This window comes from Kitasatospora sp. NPDC059803 (genome assembly GCF_042732255.1).
GTDB lineage: Bacteria > Actinomycetota > Actinomycetes > Streptomycetales > Streptomycetaceae > Kitasatospora.
Genome location: NZ_JBHWIJ010000056.1, coordinates 1 through 15,921 on the forward strand (window position 1 = coordinate 1; position 15,921 = coordinate 15,921).

The 15,921-nt window shown below is 73.7% G+C and carries 13 protein-coding genes; 7 read left to right on the forward strand and 6 right to left on the reverse strand.

Translation table 11 applies throughout. The features are described from left to right. Window positions 1-96 precede the first annotated feature (96 nt). Window positions 97-2,703, reverse strand: a complete 2,607-nt coding sequence (locus tag ACFV6I_RS12365; RefSeq protein WP_380424924.1) for a bifunctional FO biosynthesis protein CofGH — start codon at window positions 2,701-2,703, stop codon at window positions 97-99. A 182-nt stretch (window positions 2,704-2,885) separates the two neighbouring features. Here ACFV6I_RS12365 and ACFV6I_RS12370 point away from each other — a divergent pair, with 182 nt between their 5' ends. The 3 genes from ACFV6I_RS12370 to ACFV6I_RS12380 are packed head-to-tail and all read left to right on the forward strand — an operon-like array spanning window position 2,886 to window position 6,138. After that, window positions 2,886-4,175, forward strand: a complete 1,290-nt coding sequence (locus tag ACFV6I_RS12370) for an outer membrane lipoprotein carrier protein LolA (RefSeq protein ID WP_380424927.1) — start codon at window positions 2,886-2,888, stop codon at window positions 4,173-4,175. Window positions 4,176-4,178: 3 nt separating this feature from the next. Then, complete coding sequence (locus tag ACFV6I_RS12375) at window positions 4,179-5,249, forward strand: ABC transporter ATP-binding protein (RefSeq protein ID WP_380424929.1); 1,071 nt, start codon at window positions 4,179-4,181, stop codon at window positions 5,247-5,249. Beyond that, complete coding sequence (locus tag ACFV6I_RS12380) at window positions 5,236-6,138, forward strand: ABC transporter permease (protein ID WP_380424932.1); 903 nt, start codon at window positions 5,236-5,238, stop codon at window positions 6,136-6,138. The genes ACFV6I_RS12375 and ACFV6I_RS12380 overlap by 14 nt, the downstream gene beginning before the upstream one ends. A 49-nt stretch (window positions 6,139-6,187) precedes the next feature. On the opposite strand, the gene rarD is transcribed toward ACFV6I_RS12380, so the two are convergent. Together rarD and ACFV6I_RS12390 are read right to left on the reverse strand one after the other, a co-directional pair. After that, complete coding sequence (gene rarD / locus ACFV6I_RS12385; protein ID WP_063348102.1) at window positions 6,188-7,156, reverse strand: EamA family transporter RarD; 969 nt, start codon at window positions 7,154-7,156, stop codon at window positions 6,188-6,190. A gap of 169 nt (window positions 7,157-7,325) precedes the next feature. Then, window positions 7,326-8,174, reverse strand: a complete 849-nt coding sequence (locus tag ACFV6I_RS12390) for an SDR family oxidoreductase (RefSeq protein ID WP_380424934.1) — start codon at window positions 8,172-8,174, stop codon at window positions 7,326-7,328. 205 nt (window positions 8,175-8,379) lie between these two features. Here ACFV6I_RS12390 and ACFV6I_RS12395 point away from each other — a divergent pair, with 205 nt between their 5' ends. Beyond that, window positions 8,380-8,721 (forward strand): helix-turn-helix domain-containing protein, encoded by a 342-nt coding sequence (locus ACFV6I_RS12395; RefSeq protein WP_063351188.1) that lies wholly within the window; start codon window positions 8,380-8,382, stop codon window positions 8,719-8,721. Here ACFV6I_RS12395 and ACFV6I_RS12400 read toward each other — a convergent pair. Continuing rightward, complete coding sequence (locus ACFV6I_RS12400; protein WP_380424936.1) at window positions 8,708-9,475, reverse strand: TetR/AcrR family transcriptional regulator; 768 nt, start codon at window positions 9,473-9,475, stop codon at window positions 8,708-8,710. The genes ACFV6I_RS12395 and ACFV6I_RS12400 overlap by 14 nt on opposite strands. An 82-nt stretch (window positions 9,476-9,557) precedes the next feature. Then, complete coding sequence (locus ACFV6I_RS12405; protein WP_380424939.1) at window positions 9,558-10,553, reverse strand: Lrp/AsnC family transcriptional regulator; 996 nt, start codon at window positions 10,551-10,553, stop codon at window positions 9,558-9,560. Window positions 10,554-10,815: 262 nt separating this feature from the next. Here ACFV6I_RS12405 and ACFV6I_RS12410 point away from each other — a divergent pair, with 262 nt between their 5' ends. Both ACFV6I_RS12410 and ACFV6I_RS12415 read left to right on the forward strand, forming a co-directional pair. Continuing rightward, window positions 10,816-12,381, forward strand: coding sequence for an MFS transporter (locus tag ACFV6I_RS12410; protein ID WP_380424964.1), 1,566 nt, complete (start codon window positions 10,816-10,818; stop codon window positions 12,379-12,381). Window positions 12,382-12,506: 125 nt separating this feature from the next. After that, the gene (locus tag ACFV6I_RS12415) at window positions 12,507-12,809 is read left to right on the forward strand and encodes a DUF6011 domain-containing protein (protein ID WP_380424941.1); all 303 of its coding nucleotides are present in this window, start codon (window positions 12,507-12,509) and stop codon (window positions 12,807-12,809) included. Window positions 12,810-12,858: 49 nt separating this feature from the next. Here ACFV6I_RS12415 and ACFV6I_RS12420 read toward each other — a convergent pair whose 3' ends face one another. Further along, on the reverse strand, window positions 12,859-14,772 hold the full coding sequence (locus ACFV6I_RS12420; RefSeq protein ID WP_380424943.1) for a hypothetical protein: 1,914 nt from the start codon (window positions 14,770-14,772) through the stop codon (window positions 12,859-12,861). Between the two features lie 343 nt (window positions 14,773-15,115). Between ACFV6I_RS12420 and ACFV6I_RS12425 the strand changes: the two genes are divergently transcribed. After that, complete coding sequence (locus ACFV6I_RS12425; RefSeq protein ID WP_380424945.1) at window positions 15,116-15,850, forward strand: chitinase; 735 nt, start codon at window positions 15,116-15,118, stop codon at window positions 15,848-15,850. Window positions 15,851-15,921: the final 71 nt, after the last annotated feature.

Below are 15,921 nucleotides of genomic sequence, written 5' to 3' on the forward strand. Positions count from 1 at the left end.
GCTCACGCGGCGACAGCAGCGCCTCCAGCAGCCGGGGGCAGCGGCCGGGGGAACCGGCAGACCGGGGCCGGGGGAACCGGCAGGCCGGTGGCGGGATCAGTCCAGGACCGGCAGCAGCTCCGGCAGGTGCCCGTCCGAGGCCAGCGCCGCGGCCCGGCGCTCGGCCGACACCTCGCCGTAGGTGGTGGTGCGCTGGCGGTGCGGGCGGCCCGCCGCCTCGGCGATCGCCTGGAGGTCGCGCACCGACTTGTAACTCCCGTACGCCGAACCGGCCATCCGCGAGATGGTCTCCTCCATCAGCGTGCCGCCCAGGTCGTTGGCGCCCGAGCGGAGCATCTCGGCGGCGCCCTCCGCGCCCAGCTTGACCCAGCTGGTCTGGATGTTGGGGATGTGCGGGTGCAGCAGCAGCCGGGCCATCGCGATCACCGCGCGGTTGTCCCGGGCGGTCGGGCCGGGCCGGGCGATGCCGGCCAGGTAGACCGGCGCGTTGGTGTGGATGAACGGCAGGGTCACGAACTCGGTGAAGCCGCCCGTGCCGTTGGCCTCCAGGGAGCGCTGCTGGATCTCGGCGAGCAGCCGCAGGTGCCCGAGCCAGTGCTTCGGGGTGTCCACGTGCCCGTACATCATGGTGGACGAGGAGCGGATGCCCAGTTCGTGCGCGGTGGTGACCACTTCGACCCAGGTGGCGGCCGGCAGCTTGCCCTTGGTGAGCACCCAGCGGACCTCGTCGTCCAGGATCTCGGCCGCCGTGCCCGGGATGCTGTCCAGGCCGTTCTCCTTGGCCCGCTGGAGCCAGTCGCGGATGGACAGCCCGGTGCGGGTCGCACCGTTGACCACCTCCATCGGCGAGAAGGCGTGCACGTGGATGCCGGGCACCCGCTCCTTCACCGCGCGGGCGATGTCGAAGTAGGCGGTGCCGGGCAGGTCCGGGTGGATGCCGCCCTGCATGCAGACCTCGGTGGCGCCCACCTCCCAGGCCTGCGCGGCCCGGTCGGCGACCTGCTCCAGCGACAGGGTGTAGGCGTCGGCGTCGGTGCGGCGCTGGGCGAACGCGCAGAAGCGGCAGCCGGTGTAGCAGACGTTGGTGAAGTTGATGTTCCGGGTGACGCAGTAGGTGACGTCCTCCCCGACGGCGTCCCGGCGGACGTCGTCGGCGATCCGGCAGAGCGCGTCCAGGGCCGGGCCGTCCGCGTGGAACAGCGCCAGCGCCTGGTCGTCGGTGAGCCGCGTCGGGTCGTCGGCGGCCACCGCCAGCGCCTCGCGCAGGTCGCCGACCAGCCGCTCGGGCGCGCCCTCGGCGAGCACCTGCTCGCGCAGCACCTCCCAGTCGCCGTAGACGTCCTCGAAGTCGGCCCGGCGGTCGCCGGTGCGGCCGTCGGTGTCGATGGTGGCGTGCAGGTCGGTCCGCCCGTACGAGACGGGCAGGTCCTCGGGCTCCTGCCAGGGCAGGCCGCGGACCACCGCGTCCGGGTTCGCCAGCCCGGTCTCCGGGTCGGCGAGGGCACGCACGTGCGGCAGCACCCGCGGGTCCAGCCAGGGCTCGCCGCGCCGCACGTACTCGGGGTAGACGGCGAGGCGTTCGCGCAGTTCGAAGCCGGCGGCCGCGGAGCGCTCGGCGAGCCGCTCGATCTGCGGCCACGGGCGTTCGGGGTTGACGTGGTCGGGGGTGAGCGGGGAGACGCCGCCCCAGTCGTCGACGCCGGCCGCGATCAGCCGCCCGTACTCGCCGTCCACCAGGTTCGGCGGCGCTTGCAGGCAGGCCGCCGGGCCCATCACGTGCCGGGCCACCGCCACGGTGGCGACCAGCTCGTCCAGTTCGGCGTCGGGCATGCCGCGCATCGCCGTGTCCGGCTTGGCGCGGAAGTTCTGCAGGATCAGCTCCTGGACGCCGTGGTAGGCCCGGGAGACCTTGCGCAGCGCGAACAGCGACTCCGCGCGCTCCTGGTACGTCTCGCCGATGCCGATCAGCAGGCCGCTGGTGAAGGGGACGGAGCTGCGCCCGGCGTCCTCCAGCACCCGCAGCCGGACGGCCGGTTCCTTGTCCGGCGAGCCGAAGTGCGGGCCGCCGGGCTCGCTCCACAGCCGGGTGGCGGTGGTCTCCAGCATCATGCCCATGGAGGCGGAGACGGGCTTGAGCCGCTGGAAGTCCGTCCAGCCGAGCACCCCGGGGTTGAGGTGCGGGAGCAGGCCGGTCTCCTCCAGGATGCGGATCGACATCGCCCGCACGTAGGCGATGGTGTCGTCGTACCCGTGCGCGTCGAGCCACTCGCGGGCCTCGGGCCAGCGGTCCTCGGGCTTGTCGCCGAGGGTGATCAGGGCTTCCTTGCAGCCGAGTTCGGCGCCGCGCCGGGCGATGTCCAGCACCTCGTCGGGGGACATGAACATCCCGTGGCCGGCCCGGCGCAGCTTGCCGGGGACGGTGACGAAGGTGCAGTAGTGGCACTTGTCGCGGCAGAGCCGGGTGAGCGGGATGAAGACGCTCTTGGAGTAGGTGATGACGCCGGGCCGCCCGGCCGCCGCCAGCCCCGCGTCGCGGACCCGGGCGGCGCTCGCACACAGGTCGTTCAGGTCCTCGCCTCTGGCCTGGAGCAGCACCGCGGTCTCGGTGACGTCCAGGGCGACGCCGTCCCGGGCGCGGCGCAGGGCGCGCCGCATCGCGTTAGCGGTCGGGGGGTTGCTTGCGTCCATGGCGGTTCCGTCCATGGCGCGACCCTACGCCAGGTCTCGTACGTTCGGAGTAGCCAACCCTGAGGGCGTCTCAGGGTCGATGTACCCGTGAGGTTTACCCCGAACTGGACCCGCAGGGCGATGACGGGGGCGGGGTGCGGGCCTCTAATGGAAGGGCACAGCCAATCGCTCGTGTTCGTAGAGGAGTTGAGGACGCCATGACCAATGACACGGCGGCGGGGGACAACGTGGACGGCGGCGTGCCGTACCGCTCACGGCGGCGCATGCTGGTGCGGGCCGGGGTACCGCTGACGGTGGCTGCGGTGATCGCCGCCGGGGTCGGGCTGGTGCCCGCGCTGGCGGCCGACGCCCCGCCCGACCTTCCCTCGCTGACGCCGGAGCAGCTGGTGGCCAAGGTGCTCGGCTCCGACGCGCAGGCCCTCTCCGGCACGGTGTCCGTCTCCACCGACCTCGGCCTGCCCAGCCAGCTGCTGGGCGCCGCGGCCGGCGGGCTCGGCGCGGCGGCCGGGCGCGGCGGCGGCCAGGGATCCTCCTCGGCCGACCCGCAGGCCAAGCTGCTCGGCCTGCTCGGCGGCGACCAGACGCTGCGGGTCGCGGTGGACGGCCCGGACCGCCAGCGGGTCGACCTGCTGGAGGACATGGCCGGCTACACCGTCGTCCACAACGGCGACCAGGCCTGGGCCTGGGACAGTTCGACCAACACCGCCGTACGCCTGACCGGCCAGGCGGCCGCCCAGCACTCCGACACGGCCGGCAAGCACGCCGGGGCGCCGCTGACCGGGGTGCCGACGACCCCGCAGGAGGCCGCCCGGCAGTTCCTGACCGCGAGCGCGGACACCACGTCGGTCACCGTGGCTGGCACCGCCAACGTGGCCGGGCAGAAGGCGTACCAGCTGAGCGTCAAGCCCGCGCAGTCCGGTTCGACCGTCGCCGAGGTCCGGATCGCGGTCGCCGCCGACAACGGGGTGCCGCTCTCGGTGGTGGTCAAGGGCGTCGACGGTTCCACCGTGCTGGACGTCCACTTCACCGACGTGTCCTTCGCCAAGCCGGCCGCCAAGACCTTCGACTTCACCGTGCCCAAGGGTGCCAAGGTGACGGAGCACAAGGCCGACGAGGGCGCCAAGGGTGAGGTGCCGCAGGGTTTCGCGCCCAAGGGTTCCGCGCCCGGGGGCAAGGCCGGTCGGGACGCCTCGGGCCAGGACCACGGCGGCGTGAACGTGATCGGCGAGGGCTGGACGACCGTGGTCTCGGCGCAGCTGCCCGGCGGCGCCGTCGACGTGCCGCAGGACGGCGGCAAGGGCGGCAAGCACGGCGGCCGGGGCGCGGCCCTGAACCCGCAGGCGCTGGTGAAGTCGCTCGGCAAGCCGGTCGGCGGCGGCACGCTGATCAGCACCAAGGTGGTGAACGTCCTGGTCACCGACGACGGCCGGGTGTTCGCCGGCGCGGTGACCCTGCCGGTGCTCCAGCACGCCGCCGGGGTGAACTGACGGATGACGAAGGCTCCCGTAACGGGGGACGTTACGGAGTCGGCCGGGGGTCCGGGCGCCGAGCAGCGCCCGGGCCCCGCGCCTTCCACCTCCTCCTCCCCCTCCTCCCCCGGGCCCGACGACGTGATCAGGACCCGCGGCCTGACCAAGCGCTTCCGGGGCGGCCAGCTCGCCGTGGACGGCCTGGACCTGAGCGTGCCGCGCGGCTCCGTCTTCGGCTTCCTCGGCCCGAACGGCTCCGGCAAGACCACCACCATCCGGATGCTGATGGGCCTGATCGCCCCCACCTCCGGCGTGGCCACCGTCCTCGGCGAGCCGATGCCGCAGTCCGTCGCCTCCGTGCTGCCCCGGGTGGGCGCGCTGATCGAGGGCCCGGCGCTGTACGGCTTCCTCTCCGGGCGGGACAACCTGGTGCGGTTCGACGCCGCCGACCCGACCGCCGACCCCCGTACCCGGCGCCTGCGCGTCGAGACGGCGTTGGAACGGGTCGGGCTGAGCGCCGCGGCGGCCAAGAAGGCCCGCGCGTACTCGCTGGGCATGAAGCAGCGGCTCGGCCTGGCGTCGGCGCTGCTCCAGCCGCGCGAGCTGCTGGTGCTGGACGAGCCCACCAACGGGCTGGACCCGCAGGGCATGCGCGAGATCCGGGCGCTGGTGCGGGAGGTCGCGGCGGAGGGGACCACGGTGTTCCTCTCCTCGCACCTGCTGGACGAGATCGAGCAGGTCTGCACCCACGCGGCGGTGATGTCCCGGGGCCGGCTGGTGGTGCAGGGCACCGTCGCCGAACTGGCCGCCCGCGCGCAGGGCCGGCTGGTGGTCCGCACACCGGACGTGGCGCACGCCGTGGAGGTGCTGGCGGCCCACCGGGTCGGCTCCCTGCTGCCCGGCGACGGGCGGGTGGACGGCGATCTCGCCGCGCTCGGCGCGCTCGGCTCCCCGGTCGAGGAGGCGCTGCCGAAGCTGTGCGCGGCGCTGGTCGAGGCCGGGGTGCGGGTGCACGGGTTCGGGCTGGAGCGGGGCACGTTGGAGGACGCCTTCGTGGCGCTGACCGGGGAGGGCTTCGATGTCGCAGGCTGAGCTGTCGCGGGCTGAGCTGTCACAGGCCGGGGCGCTGCCGGTCCGGGCCGGGCGGAGGCCGCAGACGGCGGCCGGGTTCCTGGCGCTGTTCCGCAACGAACTGCACCTGACCTTCCGCCGGATGCGCACCAAGGTGCTGCTGGGGATCCTGGCGGTGCTGCCGATCCTGATCGGCGTGGTCGTCAAGCTCAACACGGGCAGCCCGCACGAGGGCGGCGGGGTGAACTTCATCGCGCAGACCACCCAGAACGGCCTGTTCCTGGTCTTCACCGCCCTCGCGGTCGCGCTGCCGGTGTTCCTGCCGATGACGGTCGGCGTGGTCGCCGGGGACTCGGTCGCCGGCGAGGCGGCCACCGGGACGCTGCGCTACCTGCTGGTCGCCCCGGCCGGGCGCACCCGGCTGCTGGCCGCCAAGTTCACCGCCGGGCTGGTGTTCTGCCTGGCCGCGACCGTGGCGGTCGCGGCGGCGGCGCTGGCCACCGGCGCCGCGCTGTTCCCGCTCGGCGAGGTGACGCTGATCTCCGGCGACACCATCGGCTTCGGCGACGCGCTGCTGCGGGCGGTGCTCGTGGCCGGGGTGGTGGCGGCCTCGCTGGCGGGGCTGGTGGCGATCGGGCTGTTCGTCTCCACGCTCACCGGCAGCGGTATCGCGGCGATGGCCGCGACCGTCGGGCTGGTGGTCACCGTGCAGATCCTGGACGCCTTCCCGCAGTTGGACGCCGTGAGGCCGTTTCTGTTCACCCATTACTGGCTCAGCTTCGCGGACCTCCTGCGCCAGCCGATGTACTGGGACGGCGTGTGGAAGGACCTCGGCCTCCAGGCCGCCTACGTCGCCGTGTTCGGCGCGGCGGCCTGGTCCCGCTTCACCAGCCGGGACATCAGCGTCTGACCGCCGCGTCGGCGGGGGCGGATCAGAAGGACGGATCAGAAGGGGCGGATCAGCGCCTGACGGCCGCCTTGGCGGGGGCGGGTTGCGGCACGGCCGCGGCCCGCCCCGCGCGGTCGGCCCGCACCTGGCGCAGCGCGTCCCAGGTGAGCACCGCGAGCGCCAGCCAGACCAGGCCGAAGCCGGCCCAGCGGGCGGGCGGCATCGACTCGTGGAACACCGCCACGCCGATCAGGAACTGGAACACCGGCGCCAGGTACTGCAGCAGCCCGAGCACGGTCAGCGGCACCCGCACGGCCGCCGCGCCGAAGAACAGCAGCGGGATCGCGGTGATCACCCCGCTGAGCAGCAGCAGCCCGGAGTGCCCCCAGCCGTACGAGCCGGCCACCGTGTGGCCGAAGGTGCCGCGCCCGCTGACCTCCAGGTAGACCAGGTAGCCGAGCGCGAACGGGAACATGAAGGCGCTCTCCGCCGCCAGGCTCTCCAGCCCGCTCAGCCCGACCTTCTTCTTCAGCAGCCCGTACGTGGCGAAGGAGAGCGCCAGGGTGAGCGCGATCCACGGCAGCCGCCCGTACGCGACGCTGAGCACCGCGACGGCGGCCGCGCCGACGCCGACCGCCGCCCACTGCGCCGTCCGCAGCCGCTCCTTGAGCACCAGGACACCGAAACCGATGGTGACCAGCGGGTTGATGAAGTAGCCGAGGCTGGTCTCGACGACGTGCCCGGCGTTGACGCCCCAGATGTAGACGCCCCAGTTGATCGAGATCACCGTGGCCGCGCCGGCCAGCATGGCGAGCCGGCGGGGCTGGCGCAGCAGCGGGCGTATCCAGCTCCAGTGCCGCTGGGCGATCAGCAGCAGCACCACGGCGACCAGGGACCAGACCATCCGGTTGGCCAGGATGTCGTCGGCGGCGCCGGGCTCCAGCAGTGGCCAGAACAGGGGGAAGAGGCCCCAGATGCCGTAGGCCGCGACGCCGTACCAGAGGCCTCGACCGCTGTCCTGCTGGGTTGTCTGTGGCATGGCCGCCTGCCCTCCGCGCGCGTGTGTCGAGGTGACGGTAGCTGGCGGAGGGGCAGGCTGTCATCTCCGTTTCCGCATTTTGGTCATGACATCGCTGACCTCGGGAAACGCGGGGCTCATCGCCGGCCCGGAGCGCCTCAGCCCTGGAGCGCCTCGGGCCCGGAGCGCCTCAGGCCTGGAGCGCGGTGCGGACCGACTCGGCCAGCGGGACGGTCGGGCGGCCGATCAGCCGGGCCAGGTCGCCCGGGGTGCCGGCCAGCTCGCCACGGGCGATGCCCGCGTCCACGTCCACCAGCACCTCGGCGAAGCCCTCCGGCAGGCCCGCGCCGACCAGCGCCGCGAGGTGCTCCGCCGGCGCCACGTCCTGGTGCGCGACCGGCTGCCCGGAGACCAGCGCCAGCTCGGCCGCCAGCTCCGCCAGGCTCCACGCGGCGTCGCCGCTCAGCTCGTACACCCGGCCCTCGTGGCCCTCGCCGAGGAGGACGGCGACCGCCGCGTCCGCGTAGTCCTTGCGCGGGGCGGTGGCCACCCGGCCGTCCCCGGCGCTGCCGAGCACCACGCCGCGCGCGACCGTGCCGGCCGCGCCGCCCAGGTAGTTCTCGGTGTACCAGCCGTTGCGCAGCAGGACGGACGGCAGGCCGGATGCGCGGATCAGCTCCTCCGTCGCCTTGTGCTCGTCGGCCAGCCGGAAGGTCGCCGCGCCCGGCGCGCTCGTGTAGGCGAACAGCGCGACGCCGGCCGCACGGGCCGCGTCGACCACCGCGCGGTGCTGCGGGATCCGGCGGCCGACCTCGCTGCCCGAGATCAGCAGCACCCGGTCGCCGGCCGCGAAGGCGCCGGCCAGGGACGCCGGGTCGTCGTAGTCGACCACGCGGACGGCCACCCCGCGCGCGGCCAGGTCGGCCGCCTTCTCGGCGGAGCGGACGGCGACCGCCACCTCGCTCGCGGGGACGGCGGCCAGCAGGCCCTCGACGACGAGACGGCCGAGCTGGCCGGTGGCACCGGTGACGACGTACATGGGGATGCTCCTCGGGTGGGTTTGTGCCTCGATGGGGTTCCTGCCTCGAAACTCACCCTAGGGACTGCACTAACCTTTCGAAAGTACGCACTTCAAAGTACGGTACTGACATGAAGGTAATGGCAGGACAGTCATGAAGACCCTGGAGGAAGGCCGCCCGGCCGTCCCGGTGCGCGAGCTGCCGCCGGCCGACGTGTTCGACCGCATGTGCCCGTCCCGGGGCGTGCTGGAGCACGTCACCAGCCGCTGGGGCGTCCTCGTGCTCGGCGCGCTGCGCGAGCGCGGCTACCGCTTCAGCGAACTGCGCCGCCGGGTCTCCGGCGTCAGCGAGAAGATGCTCGCGCAGACCCTGCAGACGCTGGAACGCGACGGCTTCGTGCACCGCGAGGCCCACCCGGTGATCCCGCCCCGGGTCGACTACAGCCTCACCCCGCTCGGCCGGGAGGCCGCCGAACTGGTCGCCGCCCTCGCGCACTGGTCCGAGCAGCGGGTCCCCGCCGTCGAGGCCGCCCGCGCGGAGTACGACGCCCGGCCTAGCGCTCGCTGATCAGGGCCGCCAGCCCGTCCAGCACGCGGGCCAGGCCGAAGGCGTACGCGTGGTCCGGGTCGTACGCGCCGCCGTGCGCCTCGCCGGCGGCGGCGCCCACCCGGGCCGCGACCGGGTAGCGCTCGGCGTCGAAGACCTTGGCGAGCAGCTCGGCGTTGGCGGCCCACCACTGCGCGTCGGTCATCGCGCTGTCCTGCCGGGCGGCGCGCTCGTCGGCGGCCATCCGGGCGCAGGTCTGGACGAAGCCCAGCAGGTGGGTGAGCGCCGCGTCCAGTTCGACGTCGGGCAGGCCGGTGCCCTCGAAGGCGCGCAGCTCGTACTCGTACTTGGCCATCAGGCCCGGGCCGAGCGGCGGGCGGCTGGTGGAGACCGCCGAGACCCACGGGTGGGCGCGGTGCAGCGTCCGGTTGTCGTCGGCGACGGCGGTGACCCTGGCCCGCCAGCCGTCGTCGGCGGGGGCGCTGCGCGGCGTCGTCGCGTAGACGGTGTCCAGCATCAGGTCGAGCAGTTCGGCCTTGCCGGGGACGTAGGTGTACAGCGCCATCGGGGACAGCCCCAGCTCCTGCGCCACCCGGCGCATGGTGACGGCGTCCACGCCCTCGGCGTCGGCCAGGGCGATGGCCACGGCGGCGATCTCGCCGGTCGACCGGGCCTGTCGCGGGCCGCGCCGGCCGGGCTTCTCCTCGGCGGTCAGCCCCCAGAGCAGGGCGAGGGTGCGCGCCGGATCTCCTGCGCTGCTGCGGTCCGTGGCCATGGGGGGATCTTTTCACGGCCCCGCCGACAGCTCGACGGCCCGACGGCCGGTCGCTCAGCGGTCCGGCGGCCCGGTGCTGGCGTCATACGAGCGCCGGGTGGATCAGCCGCCCGTGGTGGACGAGCGAGGCGGACTGCTTGAGCCGGCTCACCCGGACGCTGATCTCGTAGCCGCGGATGCCCTCGACGTGGGCCAGGCGGCCGGTGAGGTAACGGTAGAAGTCGGGGGTGTCCCGGCAGGCGACCACGGCCATCAGGTTGTGGCGTCCGCTGATCGCGGCGACGAACGCGCACTCGTGGTGGCCGCCGACCTCCTCGCCGACCTGGTGCAGCCGCGGTAGATCGACCTGCAGCCACAGGGTGGCGTTGAGCCGGTAGCCGAGGCGCTCGGCCAGGGTGTCGACGTCGTACGTGAGCGAGCCGGCTGCCTCCAGTGCCTCCAGGCGACGGGCGACCCGGGGCTTGGACCAGCCGGTGACCTCGGCCAGGTGGGTATGGGTGGCCCGGCCGTCCTCGGCGAGCGCGCGCAGCAGCGGCAGGTCCTGTTCGCCCAGGGGCGTCGACGAGGCCACTGCCGGGGTGGGGTGGCCGGAGGTCAGCCGCCGCACCTGTTCGGGGGTGAGCGAGGCGTCGGGGTCGGTCCAGGGCGCGGTTCCGGGACCGCCGTAGACACGCACGACCAGGTCGACGTTCACGTCCAGGACCGCGCCCGCTCGCGGCAGCTGGCGCAGCAGTAGGTCGTCTTGGTCGGTTCCGGCGGGGGACCGGATGATGCAGATGATCTCCGAGCCGCCGGAGGCGATGCCGACGTACGCCACCTCGGACCGGCGGGCCAGTGACTGGGCCAGTGGTGCCACCGCATCAGGTCGGCAGCGCAGCCGGACGATCCACTCCGCCTGGCCGTCGGCGTTCAGGTTGCCCAGTCCGACGACGCGCAGCAGGCCGTCCCGCCGCAGGGCGGCGTAGCGGCGCGCCACAGTCTGTTCGGACACGCCGATGACCTCCCCGAGCCGCCGGAACGAGACCCGGGGCACGCACTGCAAACCGTGGATGATTTTGCGGTCCAGATCATCAGCCATGGAGGAATGGTCCCATCGCCAGAACCCCAGATGGAGGTTCCGGGACGCTTGGTGGGATCGACCGCGGGTTTCGGGCGCTTCGGGGAGAAGCTGATCGGCGGCTCCACGGGCGGCTGCCGTCTGCCGTCGCCCCCGGGAGCGGGCGCACGCTCCCGGCGGCGCTCCGAGAATGCGGGGCCTCCCCCGCAGCAGCCGAAGGAACGACCCCGTGAACTCCACAACGACGCCGGACCTCAGGGCCGGACGGGCCGCCACGCTCGTCATGGCCTGCCTGGGTGTCTTCGTCGCCTACCTGCCCGTCACCACCGTGTCGGTGAGCCTGCCGGCGATCCAGCGCGCGCTGGGCGCGTCGACCTCCGAACTGTCCTGGGTGTCGGACGCGTTCGTGCTGCCGATGGCCGCGCTGATCCTGACCACCGGCGTCTGGGGCGATGTCCACGGCCGCAAGAAGGTCTTCCAGACCGGCATGGTCTTCTGTGCGCTGGGCGCCGCGATCTCGCTGCTGTCCAGCTCGGTGCAGGCACTGTGGGTCGGGCAGGCGGTCTCCGGCATCGGCGCCGCCGCCCTGCTGCCCACCACACTCACGCTGATCAGCCATGCCGTGCCCGACCACCGCGAGCGGGGCAAGTTCATCGGCTTCTGGGCGATGAGCCTGACGGCCCCGCTCGCCGTCGGCCCGCTGATCGGCGGCGCCCTGCTGGAGCACACCACCTGGCGCTGGATCTTCCTGCTGCCGATACCGCTCTCCGTGGCCCTGCTGGCCGTCGCCGCGTTCCGGCTGCCCGACTCGCGCGCCCCGCACGGCCGCCGGCTCGACTGGCCCGGCCAGATAACCGCCGCCGTCGCCGTCACCGCACTGGTCTACGGCGTCATCGAGGGCGGCGCGGACGGCTTCGGCGAACCCGCTGTGATCACCGCGCTGACGCTCGGCGCGGTCGCCGCCGGAGCCTTCGTCCTGGTGGAACTCCGCAGTGCCGGCCCGATGCTGGACCTGGCGCTGTTCCGCAGCCCCGCGTTCACCGCCACCGCGCTGGTGGCCGTGGTCAGCTTCCTCGGCCTGATCGGCTTCTTCTTCGTGCTCAGCCTGTACTTCGGCCTGGTCCAGCACCTGAGCACCATGCAGGCGGCACTGCGGATGGTGCTGGTGTCCGGCACCTCGCTGGTGGCCGGCCTCCCTGTCGGACGGCTGATGCACCGGATCCCGCCGAGGGTGCTGATCACCTCCGGGCTGGTGCTGATCGCCGCCGCGATGTTCGCCATGACCGGCGTCGACGCCCACACCTCCTACGCGGCGCTGACCTGGCGGCTGGTACTGCTCGGACTCGGCATGGGCGCGGTGCTCACCCCGATGACCGCCTCCGCGGTCTCCGCCGTTCCCTTCCACCTGGCCGGGATGGCCGCGGCCGGCAACAACGCGATCCGCCAGGTCGGCGCCGCGCTCGGCCCCGCCGTCCTCGGCGCGCTGCTCACCACCCGTGCCCTGAACGCCCTGCCCGAACAGCTCGCGAACGCCGGCGTCCCGGCCCAGACCGGCGCGCGTGTCCTGGACGCCGCCCGCGAACACGGCCTGGGCGCCGTCGCCGGACTCGACCTCGGCCCCGCCACGGGACAGGCCCTGACCGCGCTGAGCAACTCCTTCCTGGACGGCATGCGGCTGTGCCTGCTGGTCTCCGCCGGCCTCGCCCTGCTGGCCGCGCTGGCCTGCGCCCTGCTGCTGAAGAGCCCGTCGAGCGCGGCACCGAGGGCGGCGGGTCCGGGACGGCCGGTGCCGGAAGCGGAACAGGCCGCGGTCCCGGTTGCGGTCCCGGTTGCGGCGCAGCCGGCCTGAGGACCCGCCCGGCGATCTTTCCGCGAACCCCGGCGGAGCCCCCAGCCGGTGCGCCGGCCGACCATGATCAATCTCGGCGCCGACCGCTGTACCGATGTTCCCCGAGGCCGGGCTACCGTCTCCCCATGACCAGCGTCCCGACCAGCAACGGCCCGAGTGGCGGCGGCTCGACCGGTGGCGGCCCGACCGGTGGCAGCCCGACCGGTGGCAGCCCGACCGGTGGCAGCCCGAGCGGTGGCGGCCCGGACCCGATCCCGGGCACCGACACCCCCGAGGCCATCCGCCCCCGCGTCACCTGCCGCCGCTGCCATCGCCCGTTGCACGACCCGGAGTCGCGGATCCTGCGGCTCGGCCCGGAGTGCCGCGATCCGGCGGAGCGGGTCGCGCGCTTCGACGTCGACCAGGATCCGCTGCCGGGCATCGGGTGACGGGCACCGGGTGACGGGCGTCGCTCGCCGGCCTCTGGTGTAGCGCCCGTCAGGCGCGCCGGAAGAGGCGGCGCAGGAGGCCGGGGCGGGGTTCCGGCTGCTCCTCGATCTGCTTGACTTCCTGGGCTTCTCGCGCGGCCCCGGCTTCCCTGGCTTCCTGGGCCTCGGCCCGCTCGATCATCCGCCGGGCCAGGTCGAGGTCGGCCCGGGGCAGCCAGGGCGCGGTGAGCGCCAGCGCGGCGAGCGAGCGCAGGACGGTCACCACGCGGGTGCGGCGGGCCCGGGCGCTGTAGTGCAGCCGCTGCCGGAGCCGGTCGGCGATGTCGGCGCGGGTCTCGGGGTGCGTCCAGCCGATCGCGACGAGGGCGAAGCCGGCCGCCTCGACCACCCAGTCCTCGGGTCCGAGCAGCAGGTCGACCAGCACGCGGCGGCGCTCGGAGTCCTCCCACGGCTGGTCGGTGCGGTGGTGGGCGATGCCGAGGCAGGCGAAGACCTGGACGGCCCGCACCCACAGTTCGGGCTGGTGGGCGAGCAGGGCCCGGCCGAGGTCGTCCTCCCGGGGCATCGGCGGGTGGACGAGCGCGCCGAGCAGGTCGTCGAGGGGCAGCCCGGCCAGCCGGACGGCGTGGTCGTAGGCGGCGGGGACGGTCGCCCAGACGATCTCGGCGGTGGCCCGGACGAGTTCGGCGCTGTCCGGCGCGGGCGGGGCGACGGCCGGGCGCGGGTCGGTGCCGTCCCAGGCCCAGATCCGGGTGGCCGGTTCGGCCAGCGGCAGCCGGGGGTCGGGCTCGGCGACGGACTGGTAGGCGACGGTGGAGCGCGGCAGGGCGAGGCGGACGGCCAGCAGGGAGCTGGGCGGTTCCACGGCGGAGGCGCTGCACTCGATCTCGCTGTCGCGGGTGGTGCCGGGGGCGGCGAGCACCTGGTGCAGCACGTTGACGGTCGCCTCGGTGGCGCCGGAGACCATGCCGAGCCAGGGTTCCCGGTGGCTGAGGCGTTCCAGCAGGTCCTGGGCGTACTCGTGGTCGGGGTGGGCGCGGTGGTGGTCGGCCAGGGCGAGCAGGTGGGCGGGGTCGCCGTCGGCGGCGTGCCGCAGGCCGTACCGGGCGGGGGCCGCCTTGGGGTGGTCGGGTTCGGTGGCGAGCACGCGGTCCAGCCAGGGCAGGCCGTCGGCGGGGCGGCCGAGGGCGCCGTACAACTCGGCGACGTCGACGGCGAGGTAGCTGCTGGAGTTGTCCCGCTCCGGTTCGACCCGGGCCAGTTCGGCCTCCCAGACGGCGAGCGCCCGTTCCGGCCGGCCGTGCGCGCGCAGGGCGTTGCCGAGCATCACGGACGGCAGGTAGCCGGGGGCCAGCAGGTGGGCCAGTTCGGCGAGTTCGACGGCGCGGTCGGTGGCGCCGAGGCGGCGGGTGAGGCCGGAGGCCATCGCGAGCAGCAGCGCGTGGTCGCCGTGGCGGGCCACCACGGACTGGACGAAGTCCTCGAACGGCTGGACGGCTTCGGCGAGTTCGGGGGGCAGCGGGTCGGGCAGTCCGCCGCTGGCCCGGGCCACCGCCTGGGCGACGGCGTCCGGGTCGACGAGGGCGGGCAGGTCCTCGCGGGCGAGCCAGGCGGCGTGCGCCCAGGGTCTCGCGGGCTCGTACTGGATCGCGGAGGCGAGCAGGCCGACGGCGGTGTCCCAGTCCCCGGCGGCGGCCTCGACGTGGGCCCGGCAGGCGACGGTGCCCAGGTAGACCTGGCCGTCCAGCGGGAACAGGTCGCGGGCGGCGGCCGGGCCTCCGGCGGCGGCGCACAACTCGGCCAGCGCCTCGTGCAGTTCGGGCAGCTGGGGGTCGGCGAGGATCGCGTCGGCCAGGTGGTCGGCGGCGTGCGGGAGGTCCCCGGAGTCGATCGCCAACCGGGCCACCGCCACCTCGCCCTCCGCCGCCAGCCGCTCGTCACCCTCGTCGTCGGCGTGCCCCATGTGGTCGTCCCCCCGTTCGCGGTGTCTGCCATGTGCGCGGACGAGGCTATCCCGCGTATCTGATGACCGGATGATCAATCTGTCGGTGTGTCGGACGAGCTGGAATTGGCCTGAATCGCGCTCACCTTCTGGGCCGGATACACCCCGAACGAGTGGTTTGGGTGCTGGTCGGCGCCTTTTCCCGGAATCGGCGCACCACGATGTTCCCCGGCGCTTCGCTCCCGAAGCACCCGCCGGAGCACCCCTCGGAGCATCCCGAAGCGCCACCGAAGCACCCCCGCAGCACCCCCGAAGCGCCCCCGAAGCGCCCCCGAAGCGCCCCCACCCCGACGACAAGCGAGAAGTGACAATGAAGCTCTCCCGCACCCTGTCCATGGCCGCCTCGGCCGCCGTCCTGAGCACCGTCGCCCTGGGCACCACCGCGCTCACCGGGCACGCCACACCAGCGGCCGCCGCCTCGTTCGTGGTCAGCGAGGCCCAGTTCAACCAGATGTTCCCGAGCCGGAACTCCTTCTACACCTACCGCGGCCTGACCGACGCCCTCAGTGCCTACCCCGGGTTCACCACCACCGGCAACGACGCCACCCGCAAGCGCGAGGCCGCGGCGTTCCTCGCCAACGTCAGCCACGAGACCGGCGGCCTGAAGTACGTCGTCGAGCAGAACACCGCCAACTACAGCCACTACTGCGACGCCTCGCAGCCCTACGGCTGTCCGGCCGGCAAGAGCGCCTACTACGGGCGCGGCCCGCTCCAGATCAGCTGGAACTTCAACTACAAGGCGGCGGGCGACGCCCTGCACATCGACCTGCTGCACGACCCGTACCAGGTCGAGAAGAACCCGGCCGTCTCCTGGAAGACCGGCCTCTGGTTCTGGAACTCCCAGAAGGGCGCCGGGACGATGACCGCGCACGACGCCATCGTCAACGGCAAGGGCTTCGGCGAGACCATCCGCAGCATCAACGGCGACCTGGAGTGCAACGGCAAGAACCCGGACGAGCGCAACGACCGCATCAACCTCTACAAGAAGTTCGTCGGCGTCCTCGGCACCGACGTCGGCGGCGGCAACATCTCCTGCTGACCGGCAACGGTTCGCGGGGGGTGTTCTGCCCCTCCCACCAACAAACCCGCCGGGGGGCAGGGGTCGCCTCG